The organism is Pedobacter superstes (genome assembly GCF_037622515.1).
Taxonomy (GTDB): Bacteria; Bacteroidota; Bacteroidia; order Sphingobacteriales; family Sphingobacteriaceae; genus Paradesertivirga; species Paradesertivirga superstes.
Genome location: NZ_JBBJCN010000002.1, coordinates 52,312 through 66,054 on the forward strand (window position 1 = coordinate 52,312; position 13,743 = coordinate 66,054).

The 13,743-nt window shown below is 37.0% G+C and carries 12 protein-coding genes and 1 riboswitch; of the genes, 7 read left to right on the forward strand and 5 right to left on the reverse strand.

All coding sequences use genetic code 11. From position 1 onward, the window contains the following. The first annotated feature begins 14 nt into the window (after nucleotides 1-14). Nucleotides 15-1,349: a dihydrolipoamide acetyltransferase family protein gene (locus tag WG906_RS05640; protein WP_339991564.1), complete on the forward strand. Its 1,335-nt coding sequence runs from the start codon at nucleotides 15-17 to the stop codon at nucleotides 1,347-1,349. Between the two features lie 66 nt (nucleotides 1,350-1,415). Here WG906_RS05640 and WG906_RS05645 read toward each other — a convergent pair whose 3' ends face one another. Together WG906_RS05645 and WG906_RS05650 are read right to left on the reverse strand one after the other, a co-directional pair. After that, on the reverse strand, nucleotides 1,416-2,474 hold the full coding sequence (locus WG906_RS05645) for a homoserine O-acetyltransferase family protein (protein WP_339991565.1): 1,059 nt from the start codon (nucleotides 2,472-2,474) through the stop codon (nucleotides 1,416-1,418). Nucleotides 2,475-2,651: 177 nt separating this feature from the next. Continuing rightward, a riboswitch (SAM riboswitch) is annotated at nucleotides 2,652-2,767 on the reverse strand. Between the two features lie 89 nt (nucleotides 2,768-2,856). Then, nucleotides 2,857-3,972 carry a trans-sulfuration enzyme family protein gene (locus WG906_RS05650; protein ID WP_339991566.1) on the reverse strand — a complete coding sequence of 372 codons (1,116 nt, stop codon included), beginning with the start codon at nucleotides 3,970-3,972 and terminating at the stop codon, nucleotides 2,857-2,859. A 125-nt stretch (nucleotides 3,973-4,097) separates the two neighbouring features. On the opposite strand from WG906_RS05650, the gene mqnE reads away from it, so the two are divergent. The 6 genes from mqnE (at nucleotide 4,098) to ku (ending at nucleotide 8,649) form a co-directional block, all read left to right on the forward strand. Then, the gene (mqnE, locus tag WG906_RS05655) at nucleotides 4,098-5,291 is read left to right on the forward strand and encodes an aminofutalosine synthase MqnE (protein WP_339991567.1); all 1,194 of its coding nucleotides are present in this window, start codon (nucleotides 4,098-4,100) and stop codon (nucleotides 5,289-5,291) included. 4 nt (nucleotides 5,292-5,295) lie between these two features. Continuing rightward, nucleotides 5,296-5,925 carry a histidine phosphatase family protein gene (locus WG906_RS05660; RefSeq protein ID WP_339991568.1) on the forward strand — a complete coding sequence of 210 codons (630 nt, stop codon included), beginning with the start codon at nucleotides 5,296-5,298 and terminating at the stop codon, nucleotides 5,923-5,925. After that, nucleotides 5,912-6,670: a menaquinone biosynthetic enzyme MqnA/MqnD family protein gene (locus tag WG906_RS05665; protein ID WP_339991569.1), complete on the forward strand. Its 759-nt coding sequence runs from the start codon at nucleotides 5,912-5,914 to the stop codon at nucleotides 6,668-6,670. The genes WG906_RS05660 and WG906_RS05665 overlap by 14 nt, the downstream gene beginning before the upstream one ends. Nucleotides 6,671-6,679: 9 nt before the next feature. Further along, nucleotides 6,680-7,060 (forward strand): hypothetical protein, encoded by a 381-nt coding sequence (locus WG906_RS05670; protein WP_339991570.1) that lies wholly within the window; start codon nucleotides 6,680-6,682, stop codon nucleotides 7,058-7,060. 338 nt (nucleotides 7,061-7,398) lie between these two features. Beyond that, on the forward strand, nucleotides 7,399-7,872 hold the full coding sequence (locus WG906_RS05675; RefSeq protein WP_339991571.1) for a DUF2383 domain-containing protein: 474 nt from the start codon (nucleotides 7,399-7,401) through the stop codon (nucleotides 7,870-7,872). 6 nt (nucleotides 7,873-7,878) lie between these two features. Continuing rightward, nucleotides 7,879-8,649, forward strand: a complete 771-nt coding sequence (gene ku / locus WG906_RS05680) for a non-homologous end joining protein Ku (RefSeq protein ID WP_339991572.1) — start codon at nucleotides 7,879-7,881, stop codon at nucleotides 8,647-8,649. Nucleotides 8,650-8,758: 109 nt separating this feature from the next. On the opposite strand, the gene WG906_RS05685 is transcribed toward ku, so the two are convergent. The 3 genes from WG906_RS05685 to gyrA are packed head-to-tail and all read right to left on the reverse strand — an operon-like array spanning nucleotide 8,759 to nucleotide 13,730. Further along, entirely contained in the window at nucleotides 8,759-9,946 is a 1,188-nt protein-coding gene (locus WG906_RS05685; protein WP_339991573.1) for a tetratricopeptide repeat protein, read from the reverse strand. A 7-nt stretch (nucleotides 9,947-9,953) separates the two neighbouring features. Further along, nucleotides 9,954-11,063 (reverse strand): tetratricopeptide repeat protein, encoded by a 1,110-nt coding sequence (locus tag WG906_RS05690; RefSeq protein ID WP_339991574.1) that lies wholly within the window; start codon nucleotides 11,061-11,063, stop codon nucleotides 9,954-9,956. A gap of 9 nt (nucleotides 11,064-11,072) precedes the next feature. Beyond that, nucleotides 11,073-13,730, reverse strand: coding sequence for a DNA gyrase subunit A (gyrA, locus tag WG906_RS05695; protein WP_339991575.1), 2,658 nt, complete (start codon nucleotides 13,728-13,730; stop codon nucleotides 11,073-11,075). Nucleotides 13,731-13,743 lie beyond the last annotated feature (13 nt).

Genomic DNA, 13,743 nt, shown 5'->3' on the forward strand with positions numbered 1-13,743 from the left:
TCCTTATAATAAATATGGCTCAATTTGAACTGATACTTCCTAAAATGGGCGAAAGTGTTGCAGAAGCGACCATTGTAAAATGGTTAAAGCAACCTGGCGAGCAAATTAAAGAAGATGAAACAGTAGTGGAAATAGCAACCGACAAAGTAGATTCGGAAGTTCCTTCGCCGGTTTCAGGTAAATTTATAAAGTATTTATTTAAAGAAAATGAAATCGCCAGTGTAGGCGATGTTATTGCTTTAATTGAAATTGAAGACCTGAGTATACCTAAAGCGGCGACAAATAAGCCGGCGGAAGCTCCCAAACAGACTGTGGAAGTAATTCCAGAAAATAGTAAAGACTTCATCGAAACAATCATTCCAGGAATTGAGCATCTGAATGAGCAACAATTTCAACAGCAAACGATAATTCAAAGCAATACATCGAGATTTTATTCTCCACTGGTAAGAAGTATCGCTGCTGAGGAAGGACTTACAAGTGAAGAACTTGAAAAGATTTCCGGATCGGGTGCAGATGGGCGTGTAACAAAACAGGATATTCTGGAATACGTAGCACAACGATCTTCTGGTCGAATAAAAAAGGCCGTTCCCTTAGTCGAAAATCAAAGCATTAGTCCTGTTTCAGTAAATGTGGTTTCCGGCAATGATGAAATCATTGAGATGGATAGAATGCGGAAGCTCATTTCCGAACACATGATGATGAGCTTACAAACCGCTGCTCATGTTACTTCCTTTGTGGAGTCTGACGTTACTAATTTGGTTAAGTGGAGAGAAAAGAATAAAGCTGCATTTGAAAAAAAAATAGGCGAGAAAATTACTTACACTCCCATATTTATACAGGCAGTTGCTAAAGCGATCAGAGATTTTCCAATGATTAATATTTCACTTAATGGAACCCAAATCATTAAGAAAAATGATATTAATATTGGCCTGGCAGCCGCCCTTCCTTCGGGTAATTTAATAGTTCCTGTTATTAAAAAGGCCGATCAGTTAAATCTGGTAGGTTTAACAAAAGCAGTTAACGACCTGGCTGTCAGATCAAGAAATAACAAGCTTCAACCTGATGAAGTAAAAGATGGAACGTTCACTATTACCAATATTGGTTCTTTCGGTAATATTATGGGAACTCCGATAATCAATCAGCCACAGGTTGCAATTTTGGCCATAGGAGCTATTCAAAAGAAACCGGCAGTAATCGAAACTGTACATGGAGATATGATCGGTATCCGTCATAAGATGTATTTATCACTGTCTTATGATCATAGAATAGTTGATGGTGCTTTGGGAGGAATGTTCTTAAAGAAAATCAGTGATTATCTCGAGGCCTGGGATATTAATTACGAAATATAGCCAGACGACCTTTATAAGATTCAGACCTATAAGATTCAAAAACCTTATAGGTCTTTTTATTTCCAGCTAAAAATCTTTCTGAAATTGAACAGCAGGGCTTTCAATGGAAGAATTTTTCAGAAATTTAATAATTTCATACGTCAAAATGCCGGTTTCTATCAGGAATCCATCGTGACCATAAAATGAATCAATTTCCAAATATACAGCACCAGGAATTTTTTCAGCTAAAAATTGTTGCTCGGCAGGGGGGAACAATAAATCGGAACTTATTCCAATCACTAATGTTTTTGCTTCAATTAGTTTTAAGGCATCTGCCACCGAACCTCTGTTACGTCCAACATTATGACTGTCCATGGCTTTGCTTAAGTACCAGTAGCTATAGGCATTAAAGCGCTTGACTAATTTATCGCCCTGATAATTTTGGTAAGAGGATGCTTTAAATTCATCAGTTTTTTCTGTGGTATCCTCTTTTTGAGAAATTCCATAGGTTTGATAGTTCCGGTAAGATAAAAGAGCAATGCTTCTTGCGGCTTTTAAGCCTTTACTTCCACCATCAGGAATATTTTCATAAAAACTTGGATCACTTGAAATTGCAAGGCGCTGGCTTTCATTAAACGCTATTCCCCATGGAGAATGGATTGCGTTGGTAGCCATTAATATTAATTTTTTAATTCGCGCCGGTTCTGTTATTGCCCATTCTACTGCTTGCTGCCCGCCTAACGAACCTCCAATCAGCAGACTTATATCATGGATTTCAAGGTGATCTGCTAATAGTTTTTGAACAGCAGCCATATCCCTCACATTAAACGTAGGAAAAGATAAGTAATAAGGCTGATTCGTTTGAGGATTAATACTTAAGGGGCACGTAGTACCATAATGAGAACCCAAAATATTGGCACAAACAATGAAATAATCTTTTGGATTAAATAAATCATCTTCACCAAATAATCCGTTCCACCAATCACACACATCAGAATTCGCTGTCAAAGCATGGCAAACCCAAACAACGTTATCTTTCCTGGCGTTAAGAGTTCCAAAAGTTTGATACGCAATTTCTAATCCTGAGATCTCAGCTCCGCTTTCAAATTTAAACTTGTTTGTATATATGAATTTTGTTGTGCTCATGTTTGATAAAATGTAGAAGCGGTTCACACTTCGGCATTATAAATTTTAGATTAAAATGTATTTTTAGATTAAATGGCTGATTGTGCCAAATACATTTCAGGAAAATTCACATTAGAGTTATTAAAATTGAATGGGAAGGGGAGAGACAATGTCTTTTTTTTGTTCATGGTTTTACATAATTTATATCTTTCCCGTTGTTTCCGGGAACAGGATTTGGCACCTTTTCCGACACTATGCCGGTTAGGTTGTCAGCGGGTCGTGGAGCCTGTTCTCTCACCGCTTCTTTATAAATCAAAACCTTTTGAAGGGTATTGACAGAAAGTATTTAATTAAATTGCCCAAAGATACACTCAAAAGCACTATTTGCCAAAATTATTCTGGATTATTTTAGAGCCTGGTCGAGGTCGGCTATTAAATCGTCGATGAATTCTAAGCCAACAGAAATTCGAAGAAGATTTCCAGGGGTTTTGGTATCGGGGCCTTCCATAGAAGCCCTGTGCTCAATCAAACTTTCAACACCGCCTAAACTCGTGGCTCTGGTAAATAATTTAAGTTTATTTGAAACTCTTCGCGCATCATCAGAACTGTTTTTAACGGTAAAGGATAACATTCCCCCAAAATCTTTCATCTGAGATTTCGCAATATCGTATGAAGGATGATCGGCTAAACCCGGATAAAATACCTTTTCAATATTAACATGTGATTGAAGGTAGCTTGCAATTTGTCTTGCATTTTCTGCATGCCCTCTCATCCGGTAAGGTAAAGTTTTTATTCCCCTCACGGTCATATAACAATCAAATGGGGAAGGTACAGAGCCTGATAATGCTTGAATGTTTCGAATTTTGTCCCATAAATCATTGCTGTTTTTTGTTATGAGCGCCCCGCCAAGAACATCACTGTGACCTCCTAAATATTTTGTTGTGGAATGCATGACAATATCTGCACCCAATTCTAAAGGCCGTTGAAAAACGGGAGTTGCAAAGGTGTTGTCACAACAAACTATAAGGTCATTTTCATGAGCCAGTTTAACCAACGCTTTAATATCCGAAATTTTCAACAAGGGATTGGAAGGAGTTTCAATCCAAATTAATTTTGTGCCGGGCTTTATTGCTGACTCAACAGCTGATAAATCTGAATAATCCAGATAATCGACAGATAATATACCCTCAAAAACAGTATTAATAAGGTTGCGTAATCCATGATACATATCATCAGGCGCAATAATATGGCTGCCCGGTTTAAGGGCCTGTAATAGAGCAGATCCAGCAGAATTGCCTGAGGAAAACGCGCAGGCATCAACTCCTCCCTCTAATTTGCTTAATACATTTTCTAAGGATTTCCTGTTCGGATTATCTGCTCTCGTATAGATATAACCACTTTGAAATCCACCATCTTCACCACGTTCAAAAGTAGTGGAAAGAGTTATAGGCTGTATTACTGCTCCCGAAGCCGGATCGGTATAATTTCCGGCGTGTATTGCTATAGTTTCGAGTTTCATATTATTCCGATGGTCAAACAAAGATTAGATTTTCTCTTATAAGTTTAGGAATTAAAAATAGTGTTTAAAGTATTGTTACAACAATATGATAGTACATTTTGCCGCTTTATCGTATTTTTGAACTAATGGACGCTGAACTACAACTCCACACACTATTATCTGATAAAAATCTTGATCCTGAATTAAAAGCTATTGCTGAAAAAGTATCTGGATCTGAGCGGATTAGTTTCGACGAAGGAGTAACTCTATATAAAAAAGGCGAATTAGCCTACCTTGGAATTTTGGCAAATTATATCCGTGAAAAGAAACATGGACATAAAACGTTTTTTAACCGCAACTTTCATATTGAGCCTACAAATCTTTGTGTGTACGATTGCAAATTTTGTTCTTATTCCCGATTATTAAAACAAAAAGAAGAAGGCTGGGAGTTTACCATGGATGAAATGTTCGACATGGTAAAAAAATATGATGATCAGCCTGTTACCGAAGTCCATATAGTAGGTGGGGTTTTACCTCAATACGATGTTGCGTTTTACTCTGAATTATTCAGCAAAATTCGTGCGCACCGGCCAGACCTTCATATAAAAGCATTAACTCCTGTTGAATTTCACTACATTTTCAAAAAGGCTAAAATTGATTATGCCACAGGTATGAAACTTATGAAGGATGCAGGACTAGATTCTATTCCTGGTGGTGGAGCAGAAATTTTTCATCCTGAAATCCGTGAACAAATCGCTAAAGATAAATGTAACGCAGAGCAATGGCTTCAGATCCATGAAGAATGGCATAAACTCGGACAGCGATCGAACGCAACCATTCTTTATGGGCACATAGAAGATTTCTGGCACCGTGTGGATCATATGGAACGCCTTCGTCAATTGCAGGATAAAACCCATGGTTTCCAGGCTTTTATCCCTTTAAAGTTTCGAAATCAGGATAATCAGATGTCGCACATTCCGGAAGTGTCTGTAATTGAGGATTTAAGAAACTATGCTATCTCCAGAATTTACCTTGATAATTTTGATCATATAAAAGCATATTGGGCCATGATTAGCAGAGAAACAGCACAGCTTTCATTGAATTTTGGGGTAGATGATATCGATGGGACTCTTGATGACACTACAAAAATTTACTCGATGGCTGGTGCAGAAGAGCAAAATCCTGCTATGAGTACTAAAGAACTTGTAGATCTTATAAAAAATGTAGGACGGCATCCTATAGAAAGGGATACTCTTTATAATATTATTACCGATTATAAGGACTTCCGATTTGAAGAGGAATCAAAACCTCAGTTTTATAAATTACCTGTAATAAATTAAAGATTTGGAGAAGACTATTTATTTGATTCGCCACGGTGAAACTGATTTGAATAAGAGGGGAGTGGTTCAGGGAAGAGGTATGGATACCGATTTAAATGATTTCGGCAGAAAACAAGCCGAAGCATTTTACACTATGTATAAGGACGTTCCTTTTGATAAAATTTATACATCAACTTTAAAGCGTACCCATCAAACGGTTAAAAGATTTATCAACAAAGGTATTTCTTGGACTCAGTACTCCGGATTGGATGAACTTGCATGGGGTATTTATGAAGGAGTGGAAAGCACTGAGGATATGCGGAACGCTTTTGCTAAAATAATGGAAGGATGGACAAAAGGAGAATTGCATCTCAAATTTCAGAATGGTGAAAGTCCTTTAGAAGTTAAAGAAAGACAATTAGAGGTTTTAGAGAAATTAATTGCCGAAAACGACGCTAAAAATATTCTGATCTGTATGCACGGAAGGGCTATGAGGCTTTTTTTATGTCTTCTAACCAACCGTCCTATATCAGATATGGAAGTATTCCCTCATCAAAATACTACTCTTTACAAATTGCATTTCGATGGTAATAAATTTGAAATTATAGACTTTCATAATACAGATCATTTAAAGAATTTTTGTGAGCAAGATTAGAGTTTCGGCAGTATCCTATACTAATACTAAACCTTTTGTTTATGGCCTTCAGCAATCGGGGATTCTTGATAAAATAGACTTAAGCTTAGATATTCCTTCAGATTGCGCTAAAAAACTTATTGACAATCAGGTTGATATAGGTTTAATACCAGTGGCTGCTTTATTAAATGTGCCAGGGTATGAAATTATTTCTGATTATTGTATTGGCGCAGATGGTGCCGTAAATTCAGTGTTTATTTTCAGTGATAAACCCATCAATGAAATTAAAACCATCAGACTGGATCTTCAATCCAGAACATCCAATGCTTTGGCAAAGGTATTGTTAAAAAATTATTGGAAACTCAGTCCTGAATATATCACATCAAATTCCGCAGATGCTTTTGTTGAAATCGGTGACAGGACATTTGGTAAAAAAGACAAATATTCTTTTGTATATGATTTAGCCGAAGAATGGAAGAATTTCACCGGCTTGCAATTTGCATTTGCTGTTTGGGCATCTAATAAACCTATATCTCCGGCTTTCATTACCGAGTTCAATGCTGCTTTACGATTAGGTATAGAGAACATATCATGTGTCATTTCCGAATTACCTGAGAGAAAGGATTTTAATCTCGATGATTATTTGAGAAACAAACTCGATTATTCACTAACCGATTCTAAGATGAAGGCTCTTGAGCTGTTTTTAAATTATTTAAAACCGGCAAATAAAGCAATCCCTGAATATGGTCAGCGTTTTGAATTCTAGACGGGCTATATGAAACTTGATTATATCGATAATGTTAATGAGTATGGAGATGATATTGTAAGGCTCTATGAGTTTGACAGATCTCAGGCCGAAAAATTCAGGCTTGCCGTTCAGGAAACAATTATTGAGAAGAATAAAAATCTTGATCTATCATCACTTGATTTCATTCACAACAGAAATTGCAAGTTAACTCTTCGGATTTCGATTGAAGATGCCGGGATTATAACCTCAGACAAAAAAACTTTCTTTTGCGATTTAACATTACAAGGTTATGAAATTATGATTTCTCTCTTGAATCCTTTTTGCAACAGAGAAACCATTGGCTATCAATTCTTATATGATGTAGACTCATCTACAGACTTTTTATTCTCACCGGGCGGAACCTGGTAATAATCACGGTACAGAAATGCACAAGCCTTTTGTCTCATAATTAATATTATGTTAAATAGGATTTCTTATACATCAATCCATTCCCTTCTTTCCTTAATAAAGATCACAAATAATAAGGTTTGAACGAGCCATTATTTACTGTGCGAAAGCTCTAAATATGGAGCCAATCATAGTCAAAATTTTTGAAAATAGTAAAAGTGCTTAGACCTCTAATATTTTAGTGGTGCTTTCGGTAAATTGCACTAAGCACTTGTAATTGGGATTTATCGGCTGTACTGCATTATCTGTTCAAACTATTTCATTTTCTGCACGTTTACCTATTATTCTATTAAACGATTATGGAAAGTTCATATCACGAAAATTATATTAAACAGTTGCAACGGTTATTACATACTGTGGCTAAAAGTGAAAAGAAATTAATTGATGCTTCAGATCATATTGTTTCCGAGGAATATAAAAACCTCATAGATAAATATGCTGAAGAACGTATTATCATTATATCTGAACTTCAGGAAGCTATTGCGCAATTAGGTGGCACTCACACAAATGTTGAGTCCGAAATTGGTATACATCATCCCATCACAGGTCTGGGCACTATGCCAAACAGCAAAAAAGAACAGTCTATCTTAGAACAAGTAAGAAACTCTGAACGCGACGCTCTTGAAACCTATGACGATGTATTACAAGGAAGTATTCTGGAAGAATTTAACCTGAAAACTCTGCTTATGGGACACCGCTTAGCAATAAACGAGGCTTTTACAGAACTTGATAAACGTTATTTCGCGCTTTTTAAATTAAGCGAACCGTATTAAGTTGTTATGCGCTCTATTTGGAAAGGCTCAATTGGTTTTGGACTGGTAAATATTCCGGTTAAACTCTATTCTGCTGTGCAGAGTAGTTCTTTGGGACTGGATATGCTGGATAGCAGAGATCATTCGAGAATACGATACCAGCGGATTAACGAAAAAACTCGCAAAGAAGTTCCGTATGATAAGATTGTAAAGGGCTTCCCTATCAATGAAACCTACGTTATTCTGGAAGATAAAGATTATGAAGATGCTAGTCCGGAAAAGAGCAAAATGATTGAAATTGAGAGCTTTGTAAACATTGAGGAGGTAAATCCCATGTATTACGAGACTTCATATTATTCAGAACCCGAAACTCAGGGAAGAAAAGCCTATGCCCTGCTCCTGCAGTCGTTAAAAAAATCTAAGAAAGCGGGCCTTGCACGTTTCGTATTAAGAAACACGGAAAATCTTTGCATTATTCATCCTGTTGATAAGGTGATAGTCATTACAAAAATCCGTTTTGCAGAAGAAATACGATCTGCTGAGGAGATATTAACACCTGATAATATTGATATAAATAAAAAAGAGCTGGATATGGGATTGGCCCTTGTTAATCAATATTCAAGCAAATTTGAAATTGATAAGTTTAAGGACGAATACCACCACGAACTGCTCAAAATTATTGAAGCCAAATCCAAAGGCAAACGTCCTACAATTAAAAAACTAAAACCACAAAAAGCATCAGACGATAACCTGTTCGATCAATTGATGCAAAGTCTGAATGCTAAGAAAGGAGCTTAAGCATGCACCTTAGTGAATACAGAAAAAGAGAATTTAAAACTTGCGCTAACAAGTATGAAATAAAAAAACCGGAGTTTTGCTCCGGTTTTTTTATTTCTGGTAGGTTAAATTACAGAGCGCTAAGTTTCGCATCAATTTCTGTTACTTTAGCTTTGTTGGATTTCGCATTATAATAAGCACGTAAATTTGTCCAGGCCATTTTTGATTTAGGATCTATCTCTGTAGCTTTTAATAAAAATGGTAAAGCTCTGTCGAATTCGGCCGTCGCTTTTTTCTTAACCGCATTGTATTCTGCTAATTGAGCTGCATTCAGAGCTTTATTAGCATATTTTTTATTAGCAGCATTGTAGGTATCAATTCCGCTATTCATAATCAAGCTTCCTAAATTGATATAAGCGTTCATGAATTTAGGATCAATTGCGATAGCCTTTTTATATGCTTCTTCAGATTTAGTTACATCGTTTAAAGAAGCATAAGCAATACCTAAAAAGAAAGGAAAATTGGGATTTGTAGGATTACTTTGAACCTGAGATTCTATTTTGCTTATTACCTCTTTATATCTTCCTGAATTTATACTAAGTTCTATTTCTCTGGAAATTAACTGGTTGCTTTTGGGAAACTTTGCAAATCCTTCAGTAAGAACTTTTATAGCGGCAGCAGTATCTTTATCAGCTGCATATGCTTCAGCTAAATTGGTATAAACATCTGGCAGAAAAGAAAAATTCGTGCTTAATAAATCCGTATAATTCTTAATTGCTGCTTTATAATTTTTTGTATTCTGCGCAGATACGCCGGCGTAATAGTTAATAATTGTATCTCCGGGCAAAAACTCTAAACCTTTATTAAATTCGGTATAGGCCGCAGCGTAATCTTTGGTGTCAAAATGTTTTTTACCTTTTAACAACTGATTTTGATATAGTGTGTACCTAGCTTTTTTAACATTTTCCTTATTATCAGCTTCTGGGTCTAATTCTTTAACTTTCGCTAATGCTGCCGTAGCTTCAGCGGCATAATTTACTGAGGCAGATGTATTGTCTGTATAAGCCAACTCAGAATATAATAAAGCTCTCATTCCCCACAATTCAGGATCAGCTTTGGTTTTTTCGTGAACAGTAGCTTTATCTATTGATTCTTTAGCCAATTTCTTAAAACTTTCAGCTAGTTTAGGGGTGCTTCTGGAAATTTGAATGTATTTCGCCAGGCTCTCTTTCGCCGAGGCTACCTCTGATTTCTGTGCAAATACAGAAACAGAATAAGCTGTAATTAGTAATCCAAAAATTAAAGACTTAAAATTCATTGTTGTTTTAGTTTAATATGATTTGACTCAATTTATGTTTAACACGTTGCAATTCAACCTTATTACCGGTTAGGTTATAAAGGACACTTAATAATTTTAAAACGTTTACAGCATTGGGCTTTATTTCTCCGGCCTGAACAAGAAGCCTGGCAGAGTCGTTTAATAAATCCTTTTTCTTATCAGCTGATTTTAAATATGAATTTAGGTAAAGTAATCCTAACGCATAATTTCCTTCGTAATTATTCTGCTCCAAAGAAATAATTTTTTTATAATATTCCTCTGCCTTTTTTTCGTTACCAATCATCTCAAAAGAAAAGCCACCTAAATAAAGTAAATTTAGATTATCAGGCGCATATTCCAATGTATGCTCTATAAGCTTGGATACCATTTCATACTCGCCGCTGTCCGCGTAAGTATTTACCTCTTTGAAAAGTAAATCCCTGTTTCCCGGAAAAATCTTTCGACCTTCCTGTATAACAGCAAGAGCTTTGCTACTGTTTCGTGATTGTTCGTAAAGATTGGAAAGCGAAAGATAATATTCTGGCAGGGATCGCTTTTTATCTGAGATTAAATAGGTGTAATATTGAATTGCTTTATCAGAATATCCGAGCTTTTCGGAAATAACAGCCAGGTTGTGCCTTGCTATATATTTGGTATTGCTTAAAGAATCTACCCACAGAAAGGAAGCATATGCTTCCTGGTAATTATAAGCATTAGCGGCTTTCTGAGCCTTATAAAGCCAGGAATATGACAATTGCTTACGAATAAACTGTATCTCAGCTTCATGAGAGTAGTTTAGTTTAGGATTCTTTAATTTATCTAAGGAAAATAAAGCTTCATTTATTGGGTCTTTGGTATAAGAAATTTTTCTGCTTGAATCCGCATATGCCAATGAAGAATAAATTAGCCCGCGTACAAGATTAACCCTGTAATTAATTGAATCTTTTTTGGTTTTATAGGCATCGTCAATATTCTTTTTTGCTTTCACTAATACGCTTATATCAGGCTTCTGTGTATAGCTGGCAAAATTATTCATTGCTTCTTTAGTAAGAGTTTGTGCACTCAAAAAATTGAGGCACAAACTCAAACTTAATAGTAAGAATATCGATTTATTCATTAGATGAATTTAATCTTCTAACGGTTCATCCTCCTCATTGGTATCCTCATCTTCATCCAGATCAGAAGCTTCAGATAAATCGGATGAGTTTACACTATCTATAACTTCTTCATCCGTAACAGGAGGTTCGGAAGATACATATCCTTCAGTTTCAAGAATTCCGTCAGCTTCTAAAATAGCCTCTGCGTCATCCAAAACCTCTTCTTCATGTTCAACTTTTGCAACTGAGGCAATTTCATCGTCACCTTTAAGAGTAATTAAACGCACCCCTTGCGTAGCTCTTCCCATTACTCTGAGTTCGCTTACAGCGATACGAATTACAATTCCGGATTTGTTAATGATCATCAGATCATCCTTATCGGTAATATCTTTAATTGAAATCAGATCTCCCGTTTTCTCCGTCACATTAAGTGTTTTTACACCCTTACCGCCGCGATTAGTAATACGATAATCCTCTAAGTCTGTACGCTTTCCGTATCCTTTTTCTGAAACAACTAAAATCGTCGATTCCGGATCATTGATACTGATCATTCCGATCACTTCATCTTTATCATGCGCCAAAGTAACTCCGCGAACACCTGTCGCTGTACGTCCCATTGGCCTTACTGTAGATTCATTGAAACGAATAGCACGACCTGAACGAAGAGCAACAATAATTTCACTGTTACCGTCAGTTAAATTAGCTTCCAGCAATTGATCGCCCTCATTAATATTTATGGCATTAATACCATTTGCACGCGGACGAGAATATGCTGCCAGTGAAGTTTTCTTGATTGTTCCCTTCTTGGTGCACATGATAATAAAATTATTATCAAGATATTCCTGGTCTCTTAAGTTCTTAACCTTTATGTAAGCCTTAATTTTCTCTTCCTTAGGAATATTTATTACGTTCTGAATAGCCCTTCCCTTACTGGTTCTTGATCCTTCAGGAATTTCGTATACACGTAACCAGAAACAACGGCCGGCTTCTGTAAAGAACAACATGTAATTGTGGTTAGACGCAATTATAATGTGCTCAATAAAGTCCGCATCTCGGGAGTTTGAACCCATAGATCCTTTTCCGCCCCTTCCCTGGGTACGGTACTCAGATAACGGAGTACGCTTAATATATCCTTCATGAGAAATGGTGATAACAACACCTTCATCCTCAATAAAGTCTTCCATTCGCATATCTTCTGCAGAATGAACGATGAGTGTTTTGCGATCATCACCGTATTTTTCCTTAATTTCTGCAAGTTCATCTTTGATGATCTGCATCCTCAGACCTTCATCACCTAAAATAGAGTTTAAGTACTCAATGGTTTTCATCAGCTCTGCAAACTCTTCTTTGATCTTATCACGTTCAAGTCCTGTTAAACGACGAAGCGTCATGTCCAGAATTGCCCGGGCCTGAATGTCTGATAAGCCAAAAGCTTCAATCAATCCGGTACGTGCATCTTCGGGAGTGTCTGAGCTGCGGATCAGCTTAATAACTTCATCCAGATGATCTAAAGCTATAAGTAATCCTTCTAAAATATGAGCACGCTTTTCAGCTTCCGCCAATTCAAATTTAGTTCGGCGGATAACAACTTCATGACGGTGATCAACAAAATGCCTGATGATATCCTTCAGGTTTAGCATCATTGGTCTGCCGTGTACCAGTGCAATACTGTTGATACTGAAAGAGGTTTGAAGCGCGGTGTACTTGTAAAGGTTATTCAAAACGATGGAAGCATTGGCATCACGTTTAATTTCATAAACCACACGCATACCGTCACGGTCAGATTCATCTCTGATTTCTGATATTCCTTCCAGTTTTTTCTCGTTAACTAATTCAGCGGTCCGCTCAATCATCATGGCTTTGTTAACCTGATAAGGTATCTCATTCACGATAATACGCTCACGGTCGTGACCATAACTTTCTATTTCAGCTTTCGCACGAATTACTATACGTCCTCTTCCTGTTTCGTAAGCATCTTTAGCACCTGAATGGCCATAAATGATACCTCCGGTCGGGAAATCCGGAGCCTTGATGTGCTGCATCAAACCGGAAATCTCAATCTCCTTATCGTCTATATAAGCAATGGTAGCATCAATAACCTCATTAATGTTATGCGGCGCCATATTGGTAGCCATACCTACGGCAATACCAGAGGTACCATTCATTAAAAGGTTAGGGATTTTTGAAGGAAGAACAGTTGGCTCCTCTAATGAATCATCAAAGTTTAACTGATAGTCAACGGTATCTTTGTTGATATCCGCCAGCATTTCTTCAGCAATTTTCTTCAAACGCGCCTCAGTATAACGCATCGCTGCGGGGCTGTCACCGTCAATAGAACCAAAGTTACCCTGTCCGTCAACCAAAGGATAGCGTAGGCTCCAGTCCTGGGCCATACGTACCATGGTATCATAAACAGACGAATCACCATGTGGATGGTACTTTCCGAGTACATCACCAACAATACGGGCTGATTTCTTATGGGGCTTGCTGCTGGTTACACCCAGATCAAGCATGCCATAAAGTACCCTGCGGTGCACGGGTTTTAATCCATCGCGCACATCGGGCAAAGCACGTGAAACAATTACCGACATCGAATAATCGATGTAAGCGGCTTTCATTTCTTCCTCAATATTTATTAAAATTATTTTGTCGTTAGGAGAGTTTTCGTTTTCCGTTTCTTCGGCCATTTTTTGATTTTCC